Source organism: Bradyrhizobium sp. BTAi1 (assembly GCF_000015165.1).
Classification (GTDB): Bacteria; Pseudomonadota; Alphaproteobacteria; order Rhizobiales; family Xanthobacteraceae; genus Bradyrhizobium; species Bradyrhizobium denitrificans.
In genome coordinates, this window is record NC_009485.1 from 4,774,647 (window position 1) to 4,798,827 (window position 24,181).

The 24,181-nt window shown below is 64.7% G+C and carries 21 protein-coding genes and 3 tRNA genes; 5 read left to right on the top strand and 19 right to left on the bottom strand.

The genetic code is table 11. From position 1 onward, the window contains the following. Positions 1 to 6 precede the first annotated feature (6 nt). The 9 genes from nuoG to BBTA_RS21330 form a co-directional block, all read right to left on the bottom strand. Positions 7 to 2,076 carry an NADH-quinone oxidoreductase subunit NuoG gene (gene nuoG / locus BBTA_RS21290; protein WP_012044581.1) on the bottom strand — a complete coding sequence of 690 codons (2,070 nt, stop codon included), beginning with the start codon at positions 2,074 to 2,076 and terminating at the stop codon, positions 7 to 9. A gap of 100 nt (positions 2,077 to 2,176) precedes the next feature. Then, a complete protein-coding gene (nuoF, locus tag BBTA_RS21295; protein WP_012044582.1) occupies positions 2,177 to 3,502 on the bottom strand; it encodes an NADH-quinone oxidoreductase subunit NuoF in 1,326 nt (441 codons plus the stop codon). Between the two features lie 21 nt (positions 3,503 to 3,523). Next, positions 3,524 to 3,739: a hypothetical protein gene (locus tag BBTA_RS21300; protein ID WP_012044583.1), complete on the bottom strand. Its 216-nt coding sequence runs from the start codon at positions 3,737 to 3,739 to the stop codon at positions 3,524 to 3,526. Further along, the gene (gene nuoE, locus BBTA_RS21305) at positions 3,736 to 4,347 is read right to left on the bottom strand and encodes an NADH-quinone oxidoreductase subunit NuoE (RefSeq protein WP_012044584.1); all 612 of its coding nucleotides are present in this window, start codon (positions 4,345 to 4,347) and stop codon (positions 3,736 to 3,738) included. The genes BBTA_RS21300 and nuoE overlap by 4 nt, the downstream gene beginning before the upstream one ends. 14 nt (positions 4,348 to 4,361) lie before the next feature. Next, a complete protein-coding gene (locus BBTA_RS21310; RefSeq protein WP_012044585.1) occupies positions 4,362 to 5,321 on the bottom strand; it encodes an FkbM family methyltransferase in 960 nt (319 codons plus the stop codon). Then, positions 5,321 to 6,517 carry an NADH-quinone oxidoreductase subunit D gene (locus tag BBTA_RS21315; protein WP_012044586.1) on the bottom strand — a complete coding sequence of 399 codons (1,197 nt, stop codon included), beginning with the start codon at positions 6,515 to 6,517 and terminating at the stop codon, positions 5,321 to 5,323. The genes BBTA_RS21310 and BBTA_RS21315 overlap by 1 nt, the downstream gene beginning before the upstream one ends. 14 nt (positions 6,518 to 6,531) lie before the next feature. Further along, complete coding sequence (locus BBTA_RS21320) at positions 6,532 to 7,137, bottom strand: NADH-quinone oxidoreductase subunit C (protein WP_012044587.1); 606 nt, start codon at positions 7,135 to 7,137, stop codon at positions 6,532 to 6,534. A gap of 11 nt (positions 7,138 to 7,148) precedes the next feature. Then, complete coding sequence (locus BBTA_RS21325) at positions 7,149 to 7,733, bottom strand: NADH-quinone oxidoreductase subunit B family protein (protein ID WP_012044588.1); 585 nt, start codon at positions 7,731 to 7,733, stop codon at positions 7,149 to 7,151. Next, entirely contained in the window at positions 7,730 to 8,095 is a 366-nt protein-coding gene (locus BBTA_RS21330) for an NADH-quinone oxidoreductase subunit A (protein WP_008964559.1), read from the bottom strand. Before BBTA_RS21330 ends, BBTA_RS21325 begins: the two co-directional genes overlap by 4 nt. Before the next feature lie 630 nt (positions 8,096 to 8,725). On the opposite strand from BBTA_RS21330, the gene BBTA_RS21335 reads away from it, so the two are divergent. After that, on the top strand, positions 8,726 to 8,920 hold the full coding sequence (locus tag BBTA_RS21335) for a hypothetical protein (RefSeq protein ID WP_041750805.1): 195 nt from the start codon (positions 8,726 to 8,728) through the stop codon (positions 8,918 to 8,920). A gap of 192 nt (positions 8,921 to 9,112) precedes the next feature. Here BBTA_RS21335 and BBTA_RS21340 read toward each other — a convergent pair. Beyond that, positions 9,113 to 9,189 (bottom strand) — tRNA-Asp (locus BBTA_RS21340). Between the two features lie 537 nt (positions 9,190 to 9,726). On the opposite strand from BBTA_RS21340, the gene pepT reads away from it, so the two are divergent. Continuing rightward, positions 9,727 to 10,983: a peptidase T gene (pepT, locus tag BBTA_RS21345; RefSeq protein WP_012044589.1), complete on the top strand. Its 1,257-nt coding sequence runs from the start codon at positions 9,727 to 9,729 to the stop codon at positions 10,981 to 10,983. Between the two features lie 18 nt (positions 10,984 to 11,001). Here pepT and BBTA_RS21350 read toward each other — a convergent pair whose 3' ends face one another. Then, a complete protein-coding gene (locus BBTA_RS21350) occupies positions 11,002 to 11,859 on the bottom strand; it encodes a class I SAM-dependent methyltransferase (protein WP_012044590.1) in 858 nt (285 codons plus the stop codon). 83 nt (positions 11,860 to 11,942) lie between these two features. Beyond that, a complete protein-coding gene (locus BBTA_RS21355) occupies positions 11,943 to 12,518 on the bottom strand; it encodes a hypothetical protein (RefSeq protein WP_244424063.1) in 576 nt (191 codons plus the stop codon). A 179-nt stretch (positions 12,519 to 12,697) separates the two neighbouring features. On the opposite strand from BBTA_RS21355, the gene BBTA_RS21360 reads away from it, so the two are divergent. Beyond that, on the top strand, positions 12,698 to 13,525 hold the full coding sequence (locus BBTA_RS21360; protein ID WP_012044592.1) for a metallophosphoesterase: 828 nt from the start codon (positions 12,698 to 12,700) through the stop codon (positions 13,523 to 13,525). Here the strand turns inward: BBTA_RS21360 and BBTA_RS21365 are convergent. The 7 genes from BBTA_RS21365 to BBTA_RS21395 all read right to left on the bottom strand — a co-directional run bounded on the left by BBTA_RS21365 (position 13,464) and on the right by BBTA_RS21395 (position 21,589). Beyond that, positions 13,464 to 13,949, bottom strand: coding sequence for a Crp/Fnr family transcriptional regulator (locus tag BBTA_RS21365; protein WP_012044593.1), 486 nt, complete (start codon positions 13,947 to 13,949; stop codon positions 13,464 to 13,466). The two genes, BBTA_RS21360 and BBTA_RS21365, sit on opposite strands and share 62 nt — an antisense overlap. A 300-nt stretch (positions 13,950 to 14,249) precedes the next feature. Continuing rightward, positions 14,250 to 14,326: transfer RNA gene (locus tag BBTA_RS21370), tRNA-Val, on the bottom strand. Between the two features lie 225 nt (positions 14,327 to 14,551). Continuing rightward, on the bottom strand, positions 14,552 to 16,975 hold the full coding sequence (gene lon / locus BBTA_RS21375; RefSeq protein ID WP_012044594.1) for an endopeptidase La: 2,424 nt from the start codon (positions 16,973 to 16,975) through the stop codon (positions 14,552 to 14,554). Positions 16,976 to 17,299: 324 nt separating this feature from the next. After that, complete coding sequence (gene clpX / locus BBTA_RS21380; RefSeq protein WP_012044595.1) at positions 17,300 to 18,574, bottom strand: ATP-dependent Clp protease ATP-binding subunit ClpX; 1,275 nt, start codon at positions 18,572 to 18,574, stop codon at positions 17,300 to 17,302. 443 nt (positions 18,575 to 19,017) lie between these two features. After that, positions 19,018 to 19,650, bottom strand: a complete 633-nt coding sequence (locus tag BBTA_RS21385) for an ATP-dependent Clp protease proteolytic subunit (RefSeq protein WP_012044596.1) — start codon at positions 19,648 to 19,650, stop codon at positions 19,018 to 19,020. 326 nt (positions 19,651 to 19,976) lie between these two features. After that, positions 19,977 to 21,335, bottom strand: coding sequence for a trigger factor (tig, locus tag BBTA_RS21390; RefSeq protein WP_012044598.1), 1,359 nt, complete (start codon positions 21,333 to 21,335; stop codon positions 19,977 to 19,979). 169 nt (positions 21,336 to 21,504) lie between these two features. Continuing rightward, positions 21,505 to 21,589 (bottom strand) — tRNA-Leu (locus BBTA_RS21395). A 174-nt stretch (positions 21,590 to 21,763) separates the two neighbouring features. Between BBTA_RS21395 and BBTA_RS21400 the strand changes: the two genes are divergently transcribed. Both BBTA_RS21400 and BBTA_RS21405 read left to right on the top strand, forming a co-directional pair. Continuing rightward, entirely contained in the window at positions 21,764 to 23,074 is a 1,311-nt protein-coding gene (locus BBTA_RS21400; RefSeq protein ID WP_012044599.1) for a multicopper oxidase family protein, read from the top strand. Between the two features lie 23 nt (positions 23,075 to 23,097). After that, a complete protein-coding gene (locus tag BBTA_RS21405) occupies positions 23,098 to 24,180 on the top strand; it encodes an enolase C-terminal domain-like protein (protein ID WP_012044600.1) in 1,083 nt (360 codons plus the stop codon). The last annotated feature ends 1 nt before the right edge of the window (position 24,181 follow it).

A 24,181-nucleotide genomic window follows, 5' to 3' on the forward strand; every position in this document is an offset into this window, starting at 1 on the left:
TCACGCTCACTCCGCTGCCGTCAGCATCTGCCCGGAGGCCAAGCGGGAGCATTCCGCCATGACCGCCGATGCGCGTGCGATCGGGTTGGTGAGATAGAAGTCTTCGATCAGGGGCTTGAACGGCGCCTTCTCCAGGCTGCCGCCCTTGCCCGCCAGGGTCTTGATGTCGGCGATCTTGCCGACCTCGATCTGGTCGATCCGGCCGAGATGCGGCGCGACCTTGACGATCTCGGCGCGCAGCGCCGCAAGCGAGTCATAGCCGAGCTTGCGGCCGAGCACATCGGACAACGCGCGGATGATCGCCCAATCCTCGCGCGCCTCGCCCGGCGGGAACGAGGCTCGCCCTGTGACCTGCACCCGGCCCTCGGTGTTGACGTAGAGACCGGACTTCTCAGTGTAGGCCGCACCCGGCAGGATGACATCGGCGCGATGCGCGCCGCGGTCGCCATGGGTGCCGATATAGACGGTGAACACGCCCTCGGGCACCTCGACCTCGTCAGCGCCGAGCAGGAACATCACGTCCATGGTGCCGAAGGTCGTCATCTGGGCGCCGGTCAGGCCGGTGCCGTTGAAGCCGATGTCGAGCGCACCGACCCGCGAGGCCGTGTCATGCAGCACGGCAAAGCCATTCCAGTCGTCGCGGACCGCGTTGACGTCCATCGCGATCTTGGCGGCGAGCGACAGGATCGCCCCGCCATCATGGCGGGCGGCGGCGCCGGAGCCGACCAGCACGATCGGGTTCTTGGCGTTGCGGAACGTGGTCGCGAAGGAGTGCTTGCCGGCGGCGACATCGCTGAGCGAGTCCGTGCCTGCGCCGATATGCTCATAAGGATAGGTCAGATCGGCCTTGGGGCCGACCAGACCGACCTTGAGCTGACCCGAGCGCCAGCGCTTGCGGATGCGGGCGTTGAGCACCGCCGCTTCCTTGCGTGGATTGGCGCCGACGATCAGGATCGCGTCGGCCTGCTCGATGCCGGCGATGGTCGGATTGAACAGATAGGACGCGCGGCCGAGCTTGGCGTCGAAGCTGTCACCGCCCTGCACCGCGACGTTGGACGAGCCGAGCTTGGCGAGCAGATCCTTGAGCGCGAACATCTCCTCGACCGCGGCGAGATCGCCGGCGATCGCGCCGATGCGCTTGCCGTCGATGCGCGACAGCTTGGCGGCGATGGCCTTGAACGCCTCCGGCCAGGTGGCCGGGCGCAGCTTGCCGTCCTCGCGCACATAAGGACGGTCGAGCCGTTGTGTGCGCAGGCCGTCGACGACGTGACGGGTCTTGTCCGAGATCCACTCCTCGTTCACGGCGTCGTTGATGCGCGGCAGGATGCGCATCACCTCGCGGCCGCGGGTGTCGACCCGGATCGCCGAGCCCAAGCCGTCCATGACGTCGATCGACTGCGTCTTGCCGAGCTCCCAGGGGCGCGCGGCAAAGGCATAGGGCTTCGAGGTCAGCGCGCCCACGGGGCAGATGTCGACCAGATTGCCCTGCAGCTCCGAGCTCAAGGCCTGCTCGAGATAGGTCGTGATCTCCATGTCCTCGCCACGGCCGATCGCGCCCATTTCCGGCACGCCGCAGACTTCCGCCGAGAAGCGGACGCAACGCGTGCACTGGATGCAGCGGGTCATCGAGGTCTTGACCAGCGCGCCGAGATATTTGTCCTCGACGGCGCGCTTGTTCTCGGCGTAGCGGCTGGTGTCGACACCATAGCCCATCGCCTGGTCCTGCAGGTCGCATTCGCCGCCCTGGTCGCAGATCGGGCAGTCCAGCGGATGGTTGATCAGAAGGAATTCCATCACGCCTTCGCGTGCCTTCTTGACCATCGGCGACCGTGTCGAGATCTCCGGCGGCTCGCCCTTCGGACCCGGACGGCAGTCGCGCACGCCCCAGGCGCAGCTCGCGACCGGCTTCGGTCCGCCCTTCACCTCGACGAGGCACATCCGGCAGTTGCCGGCGATCGAAAGCCGCTCATGATAGCAGAAGCGCGGAATCTCGGCGCCCGCCGCCTCGCACGCCTGCAGCAGCGTGTACTCCGGCGGCACATCGATCTCTTTGCCATCGATGATGATCTTGGTCATTGCCTCACATCTCTCTCAAACCACGGACCACCGCGCCGCTGCGCTCCTTCAGGGCGCGAACGCGGAGGAAAATCTTGCTGGCGGACAGAACCGCCATCCCCTACTCCGCCGCGACCATATGCGCGGGATCGCGCACGCCGACGTCGTCGACATCGGCCTTGTGCGAATACTGGTCGATGCGCGCTTCGATCTCGTGACGGAAATGCGTGATCAGGCCCTGGATCGGCCAGGCCGCGGCGTCGCCGAGCGCGCAGATCGTGTGTCCCTCGATCTGCTTGGTGACTTCCAGCAGCATGTCGATCTCGCGCTTATGCGCGCGGCCTTCGGCCATGCGGGTCAGCACGCGCCACATCCAGCCGGTGCCCTCGCGGCACGGCGTGCACTGGCCGCAGCTCTCATGCTTGTAGAAATACGAGATGCGCGCGATCGCGCGGATCAAGTCGGTGGACTTGTCCATCACGATCACGGCCGCGGTGCCGAGGCCGGAGCGCAGCTTGGACAGGCTGTCGAAATCCATCGGCGTGTCGATGATCTGCTCGGCCGGCACCATCCGCACCGACGAGCCGCCGGGGATGACCGCCTTCAGATTGTCCCAGCCGCCGCGGATGCCGCCGCAATGCTTCTCGATCAGCTCGCGGAACGGGATGCCCATCGCCTCTTCGACGTTGCAGGGCCGCTCGACGTGACCGGAGATGCAGAACAGTTTCGTGCCGACATTGTTCGGACGGCCGATGCCGGCGAACCATGACGCGCCGCGGCGCAGGATGGTCGGCGCGACCGCGATCGATTCGACGTTGTTCACGGTGGTCGGGCAGCCATAGAGGCCGACATTGGCCGGGAACGGCGGCTTCAGCCGCGGCTGGCCCTTCTTGCCCTCGAGGCTTTCGAGCAGCGCCGTCTCCTCGCCGCAGATATAGGCGCCGGCGCCATGGGCGACGTAGAGATCGAACGGCCAGCCATGGATGTTGTTCTTGCCGATCAGATTGGCCTCATAGGCCTGGTCGATCGCGGCCTGCAGCCGCTCGCGCTCACGGATGAACTCGCCGCGCACATAGATGTAGCAGGCATGCGCGTTCATCGCGAAGCTGGCGAGCAGGCAGCCCTCGACGAGATGATGCGGATCGTGCCGCATGATCTCGCGGTCCTTGCAGGTGCCGGGCTCGGACTCGTCGGCATTGACGACGAGGTAGCTCGGCCGGCCGTCGGTCGATTCCTTCGGCATGAACGACCATTTCAGGCCGGTCGGGAAGCCGGCGCCGCCGCGGCCGCGCAGGCCCGACGCCTTCATCTCGTTGATGATCCAGTCGCGGCCCTTGTCGATGAGACCCTTGGTGCCATCCCAGCTGCCGCGCCGGCGCGCGCCTTCGAGCCCCCAATCGTGGAGGCCGTAAAGGTTGGTGAAGATGCGGTCCTTGTCCTCGAGCATGATCAGACGGCTTCCTCGAATTCAGCGGTTCGACTGCATGGTGGCGATGAAGGCGGCACAGCCGCCGAACACCAACGCCCACAGCAGACTGGACTCCAGCGTCGCGTTGAGCGCGAAACGCTGCAGCACGAAAATGAAAGCGGCGGCAGCAAGCGTATGCAGCGCCACGTAGCGCCAGTTTTTCATCGCGGCGCCCTCTCGGGTCAGGGCCGCAACGCGGATGCGATGGCGGCTCATGTCTTTTCCTTCAGCGTGGTCGGACCGCCGGCGGGCGCCGAGAACTGGCGGCCGTTCTGCGGACCCGGCGTCGGCAGGTTGCCGGTCGCGAAGCCGTCGAGCACCTTGCCGAAGCTCTCCGGCGTCAGGTCCTCATAAGTGTCCTTCCACACCTGCACCATCGGCGCATTCACGCAGGCGCCCAGGCACTCGACCTCTTCCCAGCTGAAATCGCCATCCTTCGACAGATGGAAGGGGTCGTGATGGATGCGATGCTTGCAGACCTCGATCAGCTCCTCGGCGCCGCGCAGCCGGCACGGCGTGGTGCCGCAGACCTGCACATGCGCCTTCTTGCCGACCGGTTGCAACTGGAACATCGTGTAGAAGGTCGCGACTTCGAGCACGCGGATATAGGGCATGCCGAGCATGTCGGCGACGACGCGGATCGCGGCTTCCGAGACCCAGCCCTCGTTCTGCTCCTGGGCACGCCACAGGATCGCGATGACCGCCGAGGCTTGGCGGCCTTCCGGATATTTCGCGATCTGGGCCTTGGCGAAGGCGAGGTTTTCCTCCGTGAACGCAAAGCTCGCGGGCTGGAGGTCCTTCGGGGCAAGACGGCGGACGGACATGGCTCTTCAGTCTTTCATTGCATGCGGCGCGCGGCACTTGCATTGAGCGCTGCGACGCGATTCTGCCAGAAGGCACTTGCAGTTCCGAACACGTTATAGCCGACGTGCGCGGACACCTTGATGCGGTCGAGGATCGACAGTTCGGTCACCGTCTCGAAACGCCGGCTCTGCGGGTCATAGACCATCAGCTGCATCGGCGTCTGCTCGAGGATATAGCGGGAGACCGTATGATTGCGGTCCTGGCCGTGCTCCTCGCAGAGGATCATGCTGTCCGTCGACAGCAGCCGGGCGCCGCCCTTGATCGCCTCGATCTCGACGCCCTCGACATCAAGCTTGATCAGGTACTTGCCGGAGGCCGCGACCTTGCCGTCATCGATGAGGTCGTCCAGCGCCATCACCGGCACCTGCTCACCGCCGGTGTTGCCGCCGGCGATGCTGAAGGCCTCGTGCTTGGTGCCGGTCAGATAGGCTGTGCCACGGCGTTCGCCGATGGCGCACTTCATCACCTCGAAGCGGCCGGCATTGACCCTGGCATTGTTGGCGAGCTTGGCGAAATTGGCTGAGGACGGCTCGATCGCGATCGCCTTGTGGGCGCCATAGGGCGCGCTGGAGACCAACACCGACCAATAGCCGTAATTGGCGCCCCCATCGATGAACGTATAGTCGACATCGGCGGTGCCAAGAAAAAGCAGCTCGAGCTCGTCTTCGTAGTGATAGGAGCGGTTGAGCAGCTTGCTCCAATAGCCGTCGCCATACGGAAACTCGAACACGGCGTCCGGGTTGAGCTTGACCGCGATGTTGCGCTCCGCCAGCGCCAGGCGCAGCAGATTGGCGCAGCGATTATAGCCGCGATGCGAGAAATGCGACGAGATCTTCGAACCGGTGACCAGCGCCAGGGCAGCCGTGCGCTCCCAGAGATTCGCCCCTTCGAGCGCTCCGGAAGCACGATCGAACTGGATCGGCGCATGGCCCATCAGCGGTCCACCTCTCCGAACACGATGTCGAGCGAGCCGAGAATGGCCGAGACGTCGGCGAGCAGATGCCCGCGGCACAGGAAGTCCATCGCCTGCAGATGGGCGAAGCCCGGCGCCCGGATCTTGCACTTGTACGGCTTGTTGGAGCCGTCGGAGACCAGGTAGACGCCGAACTCGCCCTTCGGGGCCTCCACGGCGGCATAGATCTCGCCTGCCGGGACGTGCACGCCCTCGGTATAGAGCTTGAAGTGGTGGATCAGCGCTTCCATCGAGCGCTTCATCTCGCCACGGCGCGGCGGCGCGATCTTGTTGTCGGTGACCACGACCGGCCCCTGCCCGTCCGGCGCCCGCAGCTTCTGGATGCACTGCTTCATGATGCGCACCGACTGGCGCATCTCTTCCATGCGGATCAGATAGCGGTCGTAGCAGTCGCCATTCTTGCCAATGGGAACGTCGAACTCCATCTCGGCGTAGACATCATAAGGCTGCGACTTGCGCAGGTCCCAGGCCGCGCCCGAGCCGCGCACCATCACGCCGGAGAAGCCCCACTCCCAGGCCTGCTTCAGGGTGACGACGCCGATGTCGACATTGCGCTGCTTGAAGATGCGGTTGCCGGTGAGCAACTGGTCGAGATCGTCGACCACCTTCAGGAACGGATCGCAGAACGCGTCGATGTCGTCGATCAGCTTCGGCGGCAGGTCCTGGTGGACGCCGCCGATGCGGAAGTAGTTGGCGTGCATGCGCGAACCGGAGGCGCGCTCATAGAACACCATCAGCTTCTCGCGCTCCTCGAAGCCCCACAGCGGCGGGGTCAGCGCGCCGACGTCCATCGCCTGCGTGGTGACGTTGAGCAGATGCGAGAGCAGCCGCCCGATCTCCGAATACAGCACGCGGATCAGCTGGCCGCGGCGCGGCACCTCGATGCCGAGCAGCCGCTCGGCCGCAAGGCAGAACGCATGCTCCTGGTTCATCGGCGCGACATAGTCGAGCCGGTCGAAATAGGGCATCGCCTGCAGATAGGTCTTGGTCTCGATCAGCTTCTCGGTGCCGCGATGCAGCAAGCCGATATGCGGATCGACCCGTTCGACCACCTCGCCGTCCAGCTCCAGCACGAGACGCAGCACGCCGTGCGCCGCCGGATGCTGCGGACCGAAATTGATCGTGAAGTTGCGGAGTGCCGGGCTCTGCTCGTTCATGCTCGCGCTCCCACTCACTTGGTCGCTTTCTCGTCGCCGGGCAGCGGATAGTCAGCTCCCTCCCACGGCGAAAGGAAATCGAACTTGCGGAATTCCTGATTGAGCCTGACAGGCTCGTAGATCACCCGCTTCTCCTGGTCGTCGTAGCGCACCTCGACGAAACCGGTGGTCGGGAAGTCCTTGCGCAGCGGATGGCCGTCGAAACCGTAGTCGGTGAGGAGCCGACGCATATCGGGATGACCGACGAAGATCACGCCGTAGAGATCGTACGCCTCACGCTCGAACCAGTCCGCCCCCGGAAACACGTCGATCAGCGACGGCACCTGAGTTGCCTCGTCGGCCTGGCCCTTGAGCCGGACCCGCGCGTTCAAGGTCGGTGACAGAAAATGGTAGACGACATCGAAGCGCTTGGCGCGCTCCGGATAATCGACCGCCGTGATGTCGGTGATATTGACGAAGCGGCAGGCCGGATCGTCGCGCAGATATTTCGCCACCTCGACGATTCGGGTCGGCTCGATGTCGACCGTCAGCTGGTTGAAAGCGACCGAATGACCGAGCGCAGCGCCCGGAAGCGCGCTCACGATCGTCTGCCCAAGGGCGTCGAGCCTGCCATCGTCCATAACGAAAACCTTCAGCGTTCGATGGTGCCGGTGCGACGGATCTTCTTCTGCAGCAGCAGAACACCGTACAGCAGCGCTTCCGCAGTCGGCGGACAGCCGGGCACATAGATGTCAATGGGAACGATGCGATCGCAGCCGCGGACCACCGAGTAGGAATAGTGGTAGTAGCCGCCGCCATTGGCGCACGACCCCATCGAGATGACGTAGCGCGGCTCCGGCATCTGGTCGTAGACCTTGCGCAGCGCCGGGGCCATCTTGTTGGTCAGGGTGCCCGCGACGATCATCACGTCGGACTGGCGCGGCGAGGCGCGCGGCGCGAAGCCGAACCGCTCGACGTCGTAGCGCGGCATCGAAACCTGCATCATCTCGACGGCGCAGCAGGCCAGACCGAACGTCATCCACATCAGCGAGCCGGTACGGGCCCAGGTGATGAGATCGTCGGCGGTCGCAACGAAGAATCCCTTGTCCGACAGCTCGTGCCTGACCTCGAGGAAATACGGGTCGTTGGCACCGATCGGCCTGCCGGTCGCGGGATCGAGAATGCCCTTCGGGGCCGGTGCGATCACCGGGCCGGTCGAGGACGGGTTGGGGCTCAATCCCATTCAAGCGCGCCTTTCTTCCATTCGTAGGCAAACCCGACCGTCAGCACGGCCAGGAACACCAGCATCGACCAGAAGCCGGCCGCGCCGAGCTTGCCGAATGCCACTGCCCAGGGGAACAGGAAGGCGACTTCGAGGTCGAAGATGATGAAAAGGATGGCAACCAGGTAGAAGCGAACGTCGAACTTCATGCGCGCGTCATCGAACGCATTGAAGCCGCATTCATACGCGGAAAGCTTCTCCGGATCGGGCTGCTGATAGGCGACCAGGAACGGCGCGATCAGCAGCACCACCCCGATGATGGCTGCGACACCTATGAACACGACGAGGGGGAGATAATTCTGGAGGATGCCGGTCATCGGCGCCACTTTCCTCTGCGGCTTCGGTGCAAACCACAGACTCGTTGCATTGGAATTGTTCTGAGCCTTAGCGCAGCGCACCAAGCCGCGCAAGACAAGCCGTCTCAACGCCGTCATCCCTCCCCACATTGCGGAAACCCGGACACACGGGGCTGGCGGGCGCCGCAGCGCGCACGCGTCTGTCACATCACAGACCCGCAGCATTACGGTGTCCGGTGCGCGATCGGCAGAGGCTGATCGGCTCAGCGATCGCGAGCACGCACGGCGGTGTGCGCAGAGCCGGACATGGTTCGGGGCGGATGGCAAAGCGGCGATCGGGTGGCAGATCAGTCGCGATGAGCAATGGGCCGATACGCTTCCTCTATCGAGTAGATGGTCACCCGAGGTCGCCGAATCAAGCTCGCGCGCAGCTTGCAGGGGCTCGAGGCAGCGGAGACACCAACCAGGGCAACGTCAGCCAAAGACGCCGGTCGGGCGACGCTGGCGAAGGACGGTCCGCATCCTCCCGCCGGCCGCAACACGCCCTGCAAACAATGAAACCATTTTGAGGAAACGACGAAACCGGATCGAAACAAACCAGCGGTACATGTCCGGCAACAAAGTGGCGCTGTGAGACGCCGGGAGGCTGACATGAACCACTCGCTCCATTCCGCGGATCGTTCGACCCATCTGAAGGTCGTCGTCGTGGCCCTCATCGCTGGGATCGCCTTGACTGCCTTTGGGATCGCCGCCCGCACCGTCGACGACAGCCAGACGGCCGCTCACGTCGTGAAGGCGGGCAAGCCGATCACCGTGACGAGTTCCACCGCATCGATGGTGCGCTGACCCGTCGCCGTTCCCTCGTGGAAGGTGTCCCGGCCGCCGCTTCGGCGGCCTTTTTCTTGCGCGTCATACGTCCTCAGAGCACCGGTCCGCCGCGGTCACACCGCAGGCGCAAAGCGGCACGGGTCGAAAGCCACCCAGAAGCAGCGAGACGAACAACCAACGATATGTGTGAGGATACTAAGCCATTCAAAATGGCGCGAGAGACGGGGCTCGAACCCGCGACCTCCGGCGTGACAGGCCGGCGCTCTAACCAACTGAGCTACTCCCGCGTGATCGCGAAATCCGCGGAGGAGTGCGACTTAAAGGGGCGATGTTTCGAAGTCAAGGACAATGAAACCGGATTTGTGAGAAGTCGTCGATCAGTCCCCAACAGGCCCAGACCCGCCACGCCGCTGCCTGCGCTGCGTCCGCATCAAAACCTCAGGACGCAAGGCCGGGAGACGGCAAGATGACCATCGCTCCAAACATCCGGTTGCCGCAACGGCGGAGGCGCCCCTGCCTCGATCGAGACGCAGAGGTGGAAGTCCCCGGATGGGGTCTCCGAATCGGGATCATCTTCGGTACGATGACCAGGTCAGGCAGGCTTCCTCAATCTCGCCTTAAGGCCGTTGGAAGCGGAGGAACTCGGCGCTGGCGATCCCGTTCTGATGCAGAAAACATCAGTATCGCGGTTGGGCGCAGGGACCTGCACACGTGCTGTGACACATTGGCGGCTGCCGCGCAGACCTGGCATGTGGTATACGCACACTAATATACTAATATCTTTGCTATGACGGTATCATAATCCTCCGGCCCTCCTGGTGCTCATGTCCGACACGTCGCTCAGCTTCACCCACTCCGTCCTGGAACGGTTCCTCCGCTACGTCGTGATCGACACCCAGTCGGACCCGACCTCCCCGACCTGTCCCTCGACCCTGAAGCAGAAGAATCTCGGGCGCCTGCTCGCCGCCGAGCTGCAGGCGATGGGGCTCGCCGATGCTCACCTCGACGATCACGGCTACGTCTATGCGACGATCCCGGCAAATACCGACAAGCACGTGCCGGTGATCTGCTTCTGCTCGCACATGGACACGTCGCCCGACTGCTCCGGCGCCGACGTGAAGCCCCAGATCATCCGCAACTATCAGGGTGGTGACATCGTGCTGCCCGGCGATCCAAGCCAGGTCATCCGTCCCGGCGAACATCCCGCGCTGCAGGACCAGATCGGCAATGACATCGTCACATCGGACGGCACCACGCTGCTGGGTGCCGACAACAAGGCCGGCATCGCCGAGATCATGGATGCGGCGCAATTTCTGCTCAGCAATCCCCAGATCAAGCACGGCACGATCAAGATCCTGTTCACTCCCGATGAGGAGATCGGCCGCGGCGTCGATCGGGTCGACCTGAAGAAGCTCGGCGCCGATTTCGGCTACACGATGGACGGCGAGACCGCGGGCAATATTGAGGACGAGACCTTCTCCGCCGACGGCGCGACCGTGATCATCAACGGTGTCAGCGCCCATCCCGGCTTTGCCAAAGGCAAGATCGAGCATGCGATCAAGATCGCTTCGGCGATCGTGGAGCGCCTGCCCAAGGACACCTGCTCGCCCGAGACCACGGAAGGCAAGGAAGGCTTCCTGCATCCGGTGGCGATCTCCGGCACGCTTGAGCAAGCCCGCCTCGATTTCATCGTCCGCGATTTCAGCGAGCAGGGCTTGCGGCAGAAGGAGGCGCTGCTCGAGGACATCGTGCGCGACGTCATGACGAACTATCCGCATTCCAGCTACCGGATGGACGTCCGGCAGCAATACCGCAACATGAAGGAGGTCATCGATCTCCATCCGCAGATCGTGACCTATGCCGAGGATGCGATCCGGCGCGCCGGCCTGACTCCGATGCGGACCTCGATTCGCGGCGGCACCGACGGGTCGCGGCTGTCTTTCATGGGGCTGCCCTGCCCCAACATCTTCGCCGGCGAGCACGCCTTCCACTCGCGCCTCGAATGGGTCAGCGTCCGTGACATGGAGAAGGCGGTGCAGACCATCGTGCATCTGGCGATGATCTGGGAAGAGCGCTCCTGAGCGCTGGGCGGCGCCGCGTCAGGCGTGCGCCGTCACCAGCCAGATCGAGCCCGGCAAAGTGACGCTGTCACCGGTCTGATGCTGCGCGAGCAGGTCGCGGACCGACTGCCGCGCGGCCTCCCGCGTCTCCGGCGAATGTCCTTCCAACGCGCGGCTGGCGGGTCCGATCTCGAAGGCCGATTGCACGGCGGCATCGAGCCCCTTGCCGATCGCAATATCGAGCGACAACGCCTGCGGCTCCAGCGCGACATCGCGGAACCCAGCCTCGGCCAGAATGCGGCTGACCCGCGCCTCGGATGCGAAGGCGAAGGGACCCGGATCCTCGGGCGCCATTTCGGGCAGCTTCGGCACGTGGCGATACACCGCCTGCAACGGCGCGATCATCCACGGATTGGCCTTCGGCTCCCGCCAACAGGCGAACACGACCCGGCCGCCCGGCTTCAGCGCCTTGCGCATATTGGCGAACGACGCCACGGGATCGGCGAAGAACATCACGCCGAAGCGCGAGACCAGGAGATCGAAGCTCGCCGGCGTGAACGGATGCACCGTAGCGTCAGCCAGCACGAACTCCACCGGACATCCCACCGGAGCCACCTGGCGCGCTTGCGCGAGCATCGGTGCGGAGATGTCGATCCCGAGCACGGAGCCGCCCGGGGCAACCTGCCCCGCCAATGCGATCGCCAGGCCGCCACAGCCGCAGCCGATGTCGAGAACGCGATCGCCCGCCTTGGCCGCGATGCGCGCGATCAGGATCTCCGACACCGGAGACAGCAGGATGTCCTGCGCCTCCTGGCGATCGGACCAGCGCTGGCCGCCGGGCCCGTTCCAATAGGCGATCTGGTCGGCATTGCGGTCGTCCCCGGCTGGCAATGGCATGCTGCGTCCCTCGCTCGATGTCATCCTTCGAGTCATCGCGCATGCCGCCGGCATCACTGTCAAGCCACGCGGGCGCGGCACGCTCACCAGGATTCGGTAAGGCTCTCGCCGACGCCGAGCGCGGCCCACTGCCGGCTCAACCGCGCAAACTCCTGCCGGACCGCGGCACGGCGAGCCGGCGTGTACAGCGCACGCTCGGCCGGAGCCATAGACGCGACCAGGCTGCGCGCCGACGGTGCCATCTCGGCCCCACGGGCTCGCAGCGCCGGATCGTCGGAATGTTCCAGCCAATCCTGCCAGCACACATAGGTCGCCCGCTCCGAGCGGGCATAGTCCTCGCTTTGCTCCGGCATCAGGCGCTGATCCCTGGCCGCGAGCTTGCGTCGCTGCCGCGACGCCTCGCGTGACGCGCCGCCCTGCTCGACGGAGTGAAACGTGCCTGCCGTGCCGCCCGCGGCCAACCGTCCGAACACGGCACCAGCGATATCGAAATGCTTCTCGACGATGAAATGCTGCAGGTCATGCGGCACCCAGGGATCGAAGCCGGGTGCCGGGTTCATTTCGAGCACGGGGCCGGCGGGCAGCATCGCGCGCACCGCATAGCGGCGCTCGCCAGTACGGACGAAGCAGACGGTCATAAGCGCGCGTTGACGGGGCATGATCGACCTCCTCGGTTTGGCCGGGGCGACGCAGGCAGACGAAGCAGGCTCATCATACCACCGGACGCGGCACGCCGTCGATTCGACGCCGCCGCGCTGGCGTCTGCAGCGTCGAGATGGAATAGCAGGATGCCGAATCTGGTCCCGCTCTTGCTTCGAGCCCAAGCGTCAGGAGCCCCATGCGCTGTCTCGTCGTTGCCGATCTCCACTACGCGCTGCCGCAGTTCGACTGGCTGGTGGCTGCGGCCGATCATTTCGATGCGGTCGTGTTCGCCGGCGACGCGCTCGACCTCGCCTCGATCGTCGACATCCGCGCGCAGATCGTGGTCGTGAAGACCTATCTCGCGCTGCTCGCGGCCAAGACCCGCGTGATGATCTGCTCCGGCAATCATGACCTGGAGGAGCGCAGCGCCGAGGGCGAGAAGATCGCGGCCTGGATCGGGACGGTTCGCGAGCTCGGAATCGCGGCCGATGGCGACGACCTCCTGATCGGCGAGACGCTGTTCTCCATCTGCCCATGGTGGGACGGACCGCTGGTGAAGGCGGCGATCCAGCGCCAGCTTGACGCCGCCGCCGGACTTCCGGCCGCGCGCTGGATCTGGGTGCATCACGCCCCGCCGGCCAACTCCCCGGTCAGTTGGGGCGGCAAGCGCTTCTTCGGTGACACCGAGCTCGAAGGCTTCATCGCACACCACCGGCCGGCGATGGTGATCTCCGGCCATGTTCACCAGTCGCCCTTCATCAAGGACGGGTCGTGGTTCGATCGCGTGGGTGAGACCTGGGTCTTCAACACCGGGCGGCAGCCTGGACGGCCCCCGACCTACATCGTGATCGACACCGACGCCGAGCAGGCGTTCTGGCTGGCGGCGGGGCAAGCCGAGTGGATCGATCTCGCCAGCCCGCTGCAGCGGCCGGCGCAGCCGGTGACCGTGGCGCCGGAGTGGCTCAGAGCCGTGGATCGGATTCCAGATCCGTTCCTGGCGAGACCTGCTGCGGCGGCAGGTTGATCATGCTCTGCAGCACCTCGCCGACCATCGACAGATGCGTGCCGTGGCCGGCATATTGCCGCTTGAGATCGGCGAGATAGGTGTTGGCGACATTGAGACGCTGCGCCAGCATGCGCGCGATCCACAGCGTCGCCTCGGGATTTTCAGCCAGGAAACGCTGGGCATCGAGAATCTCGTAGATCCGGCACTCCGTCACGGCCCGCACGGTCGCCGTGTGCGGCTGCGCCAGCAAGAGCGACATCTCGCCGAACAGCGCGCCCGGCTCGGAGACGACGGCCACGGTCGCACCGGCCTTGATCACCTCCAGCCGCCCATCGAGCAGGATGTAGAGATGCCCGGTGCTGTGGCCTTCCTCGAGCAACTCGGTGCCTGCGGCAATGCCGCGCTCTTGTCCGCCGGTGCAGTGGCGCAGGAAGTCGGTCATCGGCTCGTCCACGATGTTTTCGCCAAGCGCGAAGCTAACCGACAAGCAGCCGGTCGCCACGCAAAATCATTGTGGCACTTCGTAGCGGCTGCGGAAATGGGTTATGAACCGTCTCGAAAGCGGATGTCTGGCCACCCACGCTTCCATGCAACGTTGCGCGACAGGCCGCTCATCGAGCAGCGGCGCGATCGGCGAGGCGCACACACGTGCTTCTGGAGCGGATTGCCATCGGCCTGGAGAAACTGGGTATGCCGCAATGACAGCACGGCTGTCTGGGAAAGACGATCCAGCGCATGCGCATGGTAGGCGGTGAGAGATTCGAACTCCCGACCCTCTCGGTGTAAACGAGATGCTCTAACCAGCTGAGCTAACCGCCCGTCGCGCAGCAGATCGGGCTTTGCTTCCGGTGTCCGGACCGCCCGCGCGCTGCGCCTCTTTACCCCCTGCCCGACCCGCAATCAACGCCGGAACCGCACGGCGGCCGTGAGAAAACGCTGCGACGGAGCCCTGAATGGGCTCGCCACAGAGCCGCTGACGTCGTCCGCCCCCTCAAACGAAAACGGCGCCCTCGCGGGCGCCGTTTCCTTGGATAGGTTCGGATCTCAGTGGGCGGTCAGGCCGCCGGCGGCTTCATCGCCATCGGCCTTCACGGGCACCTTGGTGTCCTCTTCCCAGACGATCGGCACCGGCTTGCGGACCAGGGCCCGGGCGACGACGTCGTCAAGACGAGAGACCGGGATGATCTCCATGCCGCCCTTGATCGCATCGGAAATCTCCGTGAGATCCTTGGCGTTGTCCTCGGGGATCAGCACCGTCTTGATGCCGCCGCGGGCCGCCGCCAGCAGCTTCTCCTTCAGACCGCCGATCGGCAGCACGCGACCACGCAAGGTGATCTCGCCGGTCATCGCGACGTCGTGACGGATCGGAATGCCCGTCATGACCGAGATGATCGCGGTCGCCATCGCAACGCCCGCCGACGGACCGTCCTTCGGGGTTGCCCCCTCCGGCACGTGGACGTGGATGTCGCGGCGGTCGAACATCGGCGGCTCGATGCCGTAGTTGATCGCCCGCGACCGGACGTAGGACGCCGCGGCCGAGATCGACTCCTTCATGACGTCGCGCAGATTGCCCGTCACCGTCATCTTGCCCTTGCCCGGCATCATGACGCCTTCGATGGTCAGCAGCTCGCCGCCGACATCGGTCCACGCCAGACCCGTGACGATACCGACCTGATCGTCCTGCTCGATCTCACCGAAGCGATACTTCGGCACACCCAAGAATTCCTCGACGGCCTTCTCGGTGACCTTCACCGACTTCTTCTTGGAGATCATGAGCTCCTTCACGGCCTTGCGGGCCAGTGTCGAAATCTCACGCTCCAGGTTACGCACGCCCGCCTCGCGGGTGTAGCGCCGGATCACGAGCAGCAGCGCATCGTCGTCGATCGACCATTCCTTCGAATCCAGGCCGTGCTTCGACAGCGCGGACGGGATCAGATGCTTGCGGGCAATCTCGACCTTCTCGGTCTCGGTGTAGCCCGCGATGCGGATGATCTCCATGCGGTCCATCAGCGGTCCGGGAATATTGAGCGTATTCGCGGTCGTGATGAACATCACGTTCGACAGGTCGTAGTCGACCTCCAGATAGTGATCGTTGAACGTCGTGTTCTGCTCGGGGTCCAGGACCTCCAGCAGCGCCGACGACGGGTCACCCCGGAAGTCCGAGCCCATCTTGTCGATCTCGTCCAAGAGGAACAGCGGGTTCGAGGTCTTGGCCTTGCGCATCGACTGGATGATCTTGCCGGGCATCGAGCCGATATAGGTCCGGCGATGACCGCGGATCTCGGCCTCGTCACGCACGCCGCCGAGCGACACACGAACGAATTCGCGGCCCGTGGCCTTCGCGATCGACTTGCCGAGCGAGGTCTTGCCGACGCCGGGAGGTCCGACCAGGCACAGGATCGGGCCGGTCAGCTTGTTGGCGCGCGACTGCACCGCCAGATACTCGACGATGCGGTCCTTGACCTTCTCCAGACCATAGTGATCCGCATCCAGGACCGCCTGCGCGGCCTCCAGATCCTTCTTCACCTTGGACTTCTTGTTCCACGGAATCGACAGCAGCCAATCCAGATAGTTGCGCACGACGGTCGCTTCCGCGGACATCGGCGACATCTGGCGCAGCTTCTTCAACTCGTGCTGAGCCTTCTCGCGCGCTTCCTTGGAGAGCTTGGTCTTGTTGATGCGCTCTTCCAGATCGGCGAGCTCGTCGCGGCCGTCCTCGTCGCCCAGCTCCTTCTGAATGGCCTTCATCTGCTCATTCAGGTAGTACTCGCGCTGGGTCTTCTCCATCTGGCGCTTGACGCGCGAGCGGATGCGCTTCTCGACCTGCAGCACCGAGATCTCGCTCTCCATCAGGCCCAGCACCTTCTCCAGGCGCGTGGTGACGGACAGCGTCTCCAGGATGCCCTGGCGATCGGCGATCTTGACGGCGAGATGCGAGGCGACCGTATCGGCCAGCTTGCCGAAATCGGTGATCGACTGAACGACGCCGACGACCTCGGCGGAGATCTTCTTGTTCAGCTTCACATAGCTCTCGAAATCCGACACGACGGAGCGCCCGAGGGCTTCCGCCTCGACAGACTTCGCATCAGTGTCCTCGAGCGCGACCGCCGTGGCTTCGTAGTAGTCGGCACGATCGGTGTACTTCTCGACGCGCGCGCGCTCCAGGCCTTCGACCAGCACCTTTACGGTGCCGTCGGGCAACTTCAGGAGTTGCAGCACGCTGGCGAGCGTCCCGGTCTCATAGATGGCGTCCGCAGCCGGATCATCGTCGGACGCATTCTTCTGCGTCGCCAGCATCACCAGCGCGTCGTTCTTCATCACCTCTTCGAGGGCGCGGATCGATTTCTCGCGGCCAACGAACAGCGGCACGATGTTGTGCGGAAAGACGACGATGTCACGGAGCGGCAGAACCGGATAAGCGTGGCTCTCGCCGTAAACGATGGTCGGCCGGGGTTTAGGGGTCGTCATGGCCTGTTCCTTTTGTTTTGCCCCCTTGCACGCAGCCCGCCATCGTGCGCAACCGCCACAAGGTGCGATCTGATCCGGATTTCACTGACGCGCGATGTCACCAGCCTATTCGGATCGTTCTGAGGCGAATCCCGGGATTGAGATTTGTGTCGCCACTGGACATTAGGTGGCTATCGACCCGGGGGGTGTCAAGTATCGGAAAACGCCCGCCAATTAAGGCTTTACGCGGCGGGATACTGAAACGCTGCGAAGCCGCGGACGGTAACGTCCGCGGCCACCGCAAAACCAGGAAACCGAGCTGTTATGTCTGCCGTACCAGCGCGATTACGCGCTGGCGCTGCTTTCGACCGCGCGATCGGAGCGATCGGCGTAGATGTAGAGCGGGCGGGCGGTGCCCTCGACCACCTCGCGTGAGATCACCACTTCCTCGACGCCTTCCAGGCCCGGCAGGTCGAACATGGTCTCGAGCAGGATGCTCTCCAGGATCGACCGCAGACCACGCGCGCCGGTCTTGCGCTCGATGGCCTTGCGGGCCACGGCACCCAGCGCCTCGTCGGCGAAAGTGAGCTCGATGTTCTCCATCTCGAACAGCCGCTGATACTGCTTCACCAGCGCGTTCTTGGGCTCGGTCAGGATCTTCTTCAGCGAGTTCTCGTCGAGATCCTCAAGCGTCGCCACGACCGGCAGACGGCCGACGAACTCGGGGATCAGGCCGTATTTCAGCAGATCCTCGGGCTCGACGTGACGGAAGATCTCGCCCGTACGGCGGTCTTCCGGCGCCAGAACCTGGGCCGCAAAACCGATCGAGGTCGACCGGCCGCGCGCCGAAATGATCTTCTCAAGGCCGGAGAACGCACCACCGCAGATGAACAGGATGTTGGTGGTGTCGACCTGCAGGAACTCCTGCTGCGGATGCTTGCGGCCGCCCTGCGGCGGAACCGACGCAACCGTGCCTTCCATGATCTTCAGCAGCGCCTGCTGGACGCCCTCGCCCGACACGTCGCGGGTGATCGACGGATTGTCCGACTTGCGACTGATCTTGTCGATCTCGTCGATGTAGACAATGCCACGCTGCGCGCGCTCGACATTGTAGTCGGCTGCCTGCAGCAGCTTCAGGATGATGTTCTCGACGTCCTCGCCGACATAGCCGGCCTCGGTGAGGGTCGTCGCATCGGCCATCGTGAACGGCACGTCCAGGATGCGGGCGAGCGTCTGCGCGAGCAGCGTCTTGCCCGAGCCGGTCGGACCGATCAGCAGGATATTCGACTTCGCGAGCTCGACGTCCGAGTGCTTGGTCTGGTGGTTCAGCCGCTTGTAGTGATTGTGGACAGCGACCGACAGCACCTTCTTCGCATGGTTCTGACCGATCACGTAATCGTCGAGAACCTTGCAGATTTCCTTCGGCGTCGGAATGCCGTCACGCGACTTGACCAGCGAGGACTTGTTCTCCTCGCGGATGATGTCCATGCAGAGTTCGACGCACTCGTCGCAGATGAAGACGGTTGGACCTGCGATCAGTTTGCGGACTTCGTGCTGGCTCTTGCCGCAGAACGAGCAATAAAGCGTGTTCTTCGAGTCGCTCGTGCCGACCTTACTCATTCCTGTCTCCGTCCGCGGTTCGCTCTTGTCCGCTCGTTCGCTCCAATCCGGCACGGGCCGGACCAGCTTGGTGAAAGAGCAAATTTCGTACCAAAATTAAGACCTTGTTCTTCACCCGTCGTGCACCCACGACCTACGCGAATCCCCCACGATCCATAACTGGACACTCTAGCCAATCATGCTGTCATCCGACTATCAAGAATTCGCTAATCGGACCACAGACCCTAGACCGTGACATTACCGTGATTTTAGGGCTTGACAGGGTCATGGCCAGCGAAATCGACGGAACGTTGCGCGTATGCCACGCCTGTTCGGCGAGCGCACGACGAGGTTGCGGCCAAATATGGCCGCACCCGAATACCTTTAGCTGCATTGGGCCGGCTCGCGCCGGCCATGATGCGCAGAAAACAGCGCCTGGGCTTGAAACCTCAAACCCGCAGGCCTCACTTGGCCATCGGCGCCGGATCTTCCGGCCGCTTGTCGATCACCTTGTCGATCAGGCCAAACTCCGCAGCGGCTTCCGCGGTGAGGAATTTGTCGCGTTCCAGCGCATCCTCGATCGCCTTGTAGGACTGGCCGGTATGCTTCACATAGATCTCGTTGAGCCGCTTCTTCAAGCTCAGGATTTCCTGCGCGTGCAGCATGATGTCGGTGGCCTGGCCCTGGAAGCCGCCCGAGGGCTGGTGAACCATGATGCGCGAATTCGGCAATGAGAAGCGCATGTCCTTGTGACCGGCGCACAGCAGCAGCGAGCCCATCGAAGCCGCCTGACCCGTGCACAGCGTCGACACCGCGGGACGAATGAACTGCATCGTGTCGTAGATCGCCAGACCCGACGTCACCACCCCGCCCGGCGAGTTGATGTACATCGCGATTTCCTTCTTCGGGTTCTCGGCCTCGAGGAACAGCAGCTGCGCGACGATCAGGGTCGCCATGCCGTCCTCGACCGGGCCGGTCACGAAGATGATGCGCTCCTTCAGGAGGCGCGAGAAGATATCGTAAGCGCGCTCACCGCGGTTGGTCTGTTCGACCACCATGGGCACAAGGTTCATATAGGTTTCGACGGGATCGCGCATGAATCACCCAAGGGTTGGACCAGCAGTTGAAGACGACCGGCCGCCGCAGGCAGGGGCTCACCAAAGGGAGCAACGACGACGGACAGAGGCCCGTGATGCAGAACTTCAAGACCGAGCCCACAGATATGGACCATTTTCCCGGTGACAAGACCGGACCAGCATGGCCTTCCGCGAGCGAGCCTTTGTGCTGTTCAAGCTGATTCCCCGCCGCTCGGCCAGCCGAGGAACCGGGCCGGCCGGCGCTTTCGCCGGTCAACCTTAATCGTCGGCTTATCGTGCCGGGCAGCGCCCCAGTGCGGCCCCGTCAGGCCGCACTGTCGTCACCATCAGGCCGCCTTGTCGTTCTCATCATCCTTGAAGAGCTCGTCCTTGGAGACCTTCTTCTCGGTGACATTGGCGAGCTCGAGGATGAAGTCGACGACCTTGTCCTCGTAGATCGGGGCCCGCAGCTGCGCGAGCGCCTGCGGGTTGCTGCGGTAGAAGTCCCAGACCTCCTTCTCGCGGCCCGGCATCGAGCGCGCGCGCTCGATCACGGCGCGGCTGACCTCGTCATCGGTCACGGTGATCTTGTTCTTCTCGCCGATCTCCGACAGCACGAGGCCGAGCCGCACGCGACGGTCGGCGATGGTGCGATACTCCTCCTTCGCCTTCTCCTCGGTGGTGTTCTCGTCGGCGAATGTCTTGCCGCTGGAGTCCATCTCGGCCTTCACCGAGTTCCACATCAGGTTGAACTCCTCGTCGATCAGCGAGGGCGGCGCATCGAATTTGTGCGTCTCGTCGAGGCGATCGAGCAGCGCGCGCTTCACGCGCTGGCGGGTCGCCTGGTTGAACTCGCCGGCGAGGCGGTCGCGCATCAGCTGCTTCAGCTTGTCGAGCGATTCGAGACCCAGCGTCTTGGCGAACTCGTCGTCGACGACCTTCTCTTCGGGCGTTTCGATCGCGGTCGCGGTGGTCTCGAACTCGGCGTCCTTTCCGGCGAGATCGTTGTTCAGATAGTTTTTCGGGAACGCGACCTTGAGCGTCCGGGTCTCGCCGACGCCGATGCCGATCAGCTGATCCTCGAAGCCGGGGATGAAGGTGTTCGAGCCGATCACGACGTCGATGCCCTCGCCGGTGCCGCCGTCGAACGCCACGCCGTCGATCGTGCCCTTGAAGTTGACCTTCACGCGATCGCCGCTCTCAGCCTTGGCGCCCTCGGCCTTGGCCGCATAGCTGCGGTTGGCGTCCGCCAGACGCTTGATCGCCTCATCGACATCGGCATCGGTGATGTCGGCGACCGGCTTCTCGACCGAGAAGGTCTTGAAGTCGGCGAGCGTGATCGCCGGCACGACCTCGACGGCCACCGTGTAAGTGAGGTCCGACTGGCCGCTGAGGATCTTCTCGACCTCGGCCTCCTCGGTCGGCATGGTGACCTTCGGCTCGGTGGCGAGACGGAAGCCGCGCTCGGTGAAGATCTGCGTGTTGGTGTCGCGGATGGTCTGGTCGATGGTCTCGGCCATGACCGACTTGCCGTAGATCTTCTTCAGATGCGCCACCGGCACCTTGCCGGGGCGGAAGCCGTTGATGCGGACCTTGTCCTTCAGGTCGACCAGCTTCGCATCCGCCTTGGCGTCGAGATCGGCCGCGGGGACGCTGACCTGGAACTCGTGCTTCAAGCCTTCCGACAAGGTTTCTGTGACCTGCATGGCGTCAATCTTCTTCCGCTTCGGTTCGGACCCTTGCGATCCGAACACACCTGATTCAATTGTGGACGACGCGCGGCCAGAGCCTTGCGCCGGTGGGATCGGCGACCCCGCCCTCCATCGCGGAGAACGGGCGCGCCGTGAAACTTGGGGCAAACGCCGGAGAAGCGCTTGGTGCGGGCGGAGGGACTCGAACCCCCACAACTTTCGTCACTGGAACCTAAATCCAGCGCGTCTACCAGTTCCGCCACGCCCGCGTGAACTGCATCGATAGCCCGGCCGCGATGCCGCGGGCGGCGCGGCTTATACCACGCGTGAAACCGTCCGCAGCAAAAAAATGGGCCTTCGACAGCGCCCGCGGCCGGCCAATCGGCCAAGCTCGCCGCACACATAAGGGAAAACAGCATGATGCGCATCCCCCTCAATCAACAATGTTTTGTCGCATGAGGCCGGCTCCCGAGCGGCTCAGCCGGCGGTCTCTGCTCAGCGGCTTTGCCGCAGCCCTGGCGGGCACGGTCCCGCGGTTCGCGACAGCGGCCGAGCGCCTGTCGGTCGCGCTGGAGGCGCGGACCGAATCTGTGGCGCTGAGCCCCGGCCGCGCCGCGTCCGAGATCTGGCGGCTGACCGGAACCGCCCCGGTGCTTCGGCTCCAGCGCGGCGCTGCACTCGATCTCGCTTTGACGAATGGACTGAAGATCCCGGCGGCTCTGTCCGGGCGTGGCCTCGCTCTGCCGGCCCCTCTGGCCGTTCAGGCGCCGGTCGGTCCGGGCGGTCGCGCCACCATGCCGGCCCGGCTGGCGCGCGCCGGCACCGGACTGCTCGACCTGCGCCTGCTGGCCGACGGTGCCAAAGCACCGATCCGGCCACTGGCTCTGATCGTCGATGAGGCCCCTGCGGTAAGCTTCGACCGTGACGAGGTTTTCCTGGTCGAGGACTTCCGGCTCAAGGCCGACGGCACCGCGATCGCGCCGGGCCTCGATCCCGGCGAGACCGAGCTCTTGTATACAGTCAACGGCCAGTTCCAGCCGGAGCTGGCGCTGCCCGCCCAGGCGCGGGTCAGGCTGAGGTTCATCAATGGCTGCCATCGCGCTGTCATCGCACTCAAAATCGCCGAGCTCGGCGCCGTCAGAGTGCTGGCCATCGACAGCCAGCCCGCCGAGCCGTTCCTGGCCCGCAATGGCGCCGTGGTGCTGCCGCCCGGCGGCCGCACCGACGTGGTCATCGACATGCCCCCGGCCAAGGCGCCGCTGCCGGTGCTGCTGCACGACGGCAGCGCGGCGCGCCCGGTGGCCCGCCTGCTGGTCTTGACCGAGCCGCCGCTGCGGGCCACCGCGCTGCCGCCACCAGCCCCTCTCCCGGCGTCCGGCCTGCCAGACCAGCTCGACCTGCGCGCAGCGATTCGTGCCGAGCTCGCGCTTGACGGTCCCGATTGGCGCCTGCCCGCCCAGTTCGCCACGACCATGGCGCCCGCCTTTCAGGCCAAGGCCGGCCGCGTCATCGTGCTGGCGCTCGCCAACAAGACGGCCGGCACCGCCGTGGTCCATCTGCACGGCCAGCCGTTCCGGCTGCTCGACCGGCTCGACGATGGCTGGAAGCCGTATTGGCTCGACACGCTGGCGCTGGAAGCCGGCCAGACCCAGCGCATCGCCTTCCTGGCCGAGCAATCCGGCCGGTTCCTGATCGAGAGCATGGCGACGAACTGGGCGGCGCCGCGCCGGTTGCGATGGTATGAGATCAGGTGAGGAAACCGACAGGGAGAACTCCCATGACCATTGCCGCCATCACCGGCGTCACCGCGCGAGCCGTGATCACGCCGATGAAGCGTCCGCTGCGCAACGCCTTCGGCGTCATCGACACCGGCCCCCTGGTGCTGATCGACGTCGCGACCGATCAGGGGGTTACGGGCCACTCTTATCTGTTTGCCTACACCAGGCTCGCGCTGAAGCCGCTGGTGCTCTTGGTCGAGGAGATCGGCCGCGAGCTCACCGGCAAGGCGCTGGTCCCGATCGATCTGATGAAGCTCATGGACGCAAAATTCCGGCTGCTCGGCTGGCAGGGGCTGGTCGGCATGGCGGTGTCCGGTCTCGACATGGCGTTCTGGGATGCGCTGGGTCAGATCGCCGGCAAGCCGGTGGTCGAGCTGCTTGGCGGCGCTGCGCGGCCGATTCCCGCCTATGACAGCTATGGCGTGCTCGACGCCAAAGCCGACGCGCGCACCCTGCGCACGGCCTGCGACGAGCACGGCTTCCGCGCCATCAAGACCAAAGGCGGCCATGGCGACCTCGCCACCGACGCGGCGATGATCGAGGGCCTGCGCACGTTGCTCGGCCCCGACATCGCGCTGATGCTCGACTTCAACCAGTCGCTGGATCCCGCGGAAGCGACGCGCAGAATCACGCGCCTTGCGAATTACGATTTGACCTGGATCGAGGAGCCGGTGCCGCAGGAAAACCTGTCCGGTCACGCCCAGGTGCGCGAGCGCTCGGACATTCCGATCCAGGCCGGTGAGAACTGGTGGTTTCCGCGCGGCTTCGCCGAGGCGATCGCGGCCGGCGCCTCCGACTTCATCATGCCCGATCTGATGAAGGTCGGCGGCATCACCGGCTGGCTCAATGTCGCAGGCCAGGCCGACGCGGCCTCGATCCCGATGTCCAGCCACATCCTGCCCGAGGCCAGCGCGCATGTGCTGGCGGTGACGCCGACGGCGCACTTCCTGGAGGTGCTCGACGTCGCCGGCGCCATCCTCGCCGAGCCGCTGCAGGTGATCGACGGCAAGGTAACCGCGCGAGGGCCCGGATTGGGGCTCGCCTGGAACGAGCCCGCGGTCGCGAAATATCAGGTGCAGTGAG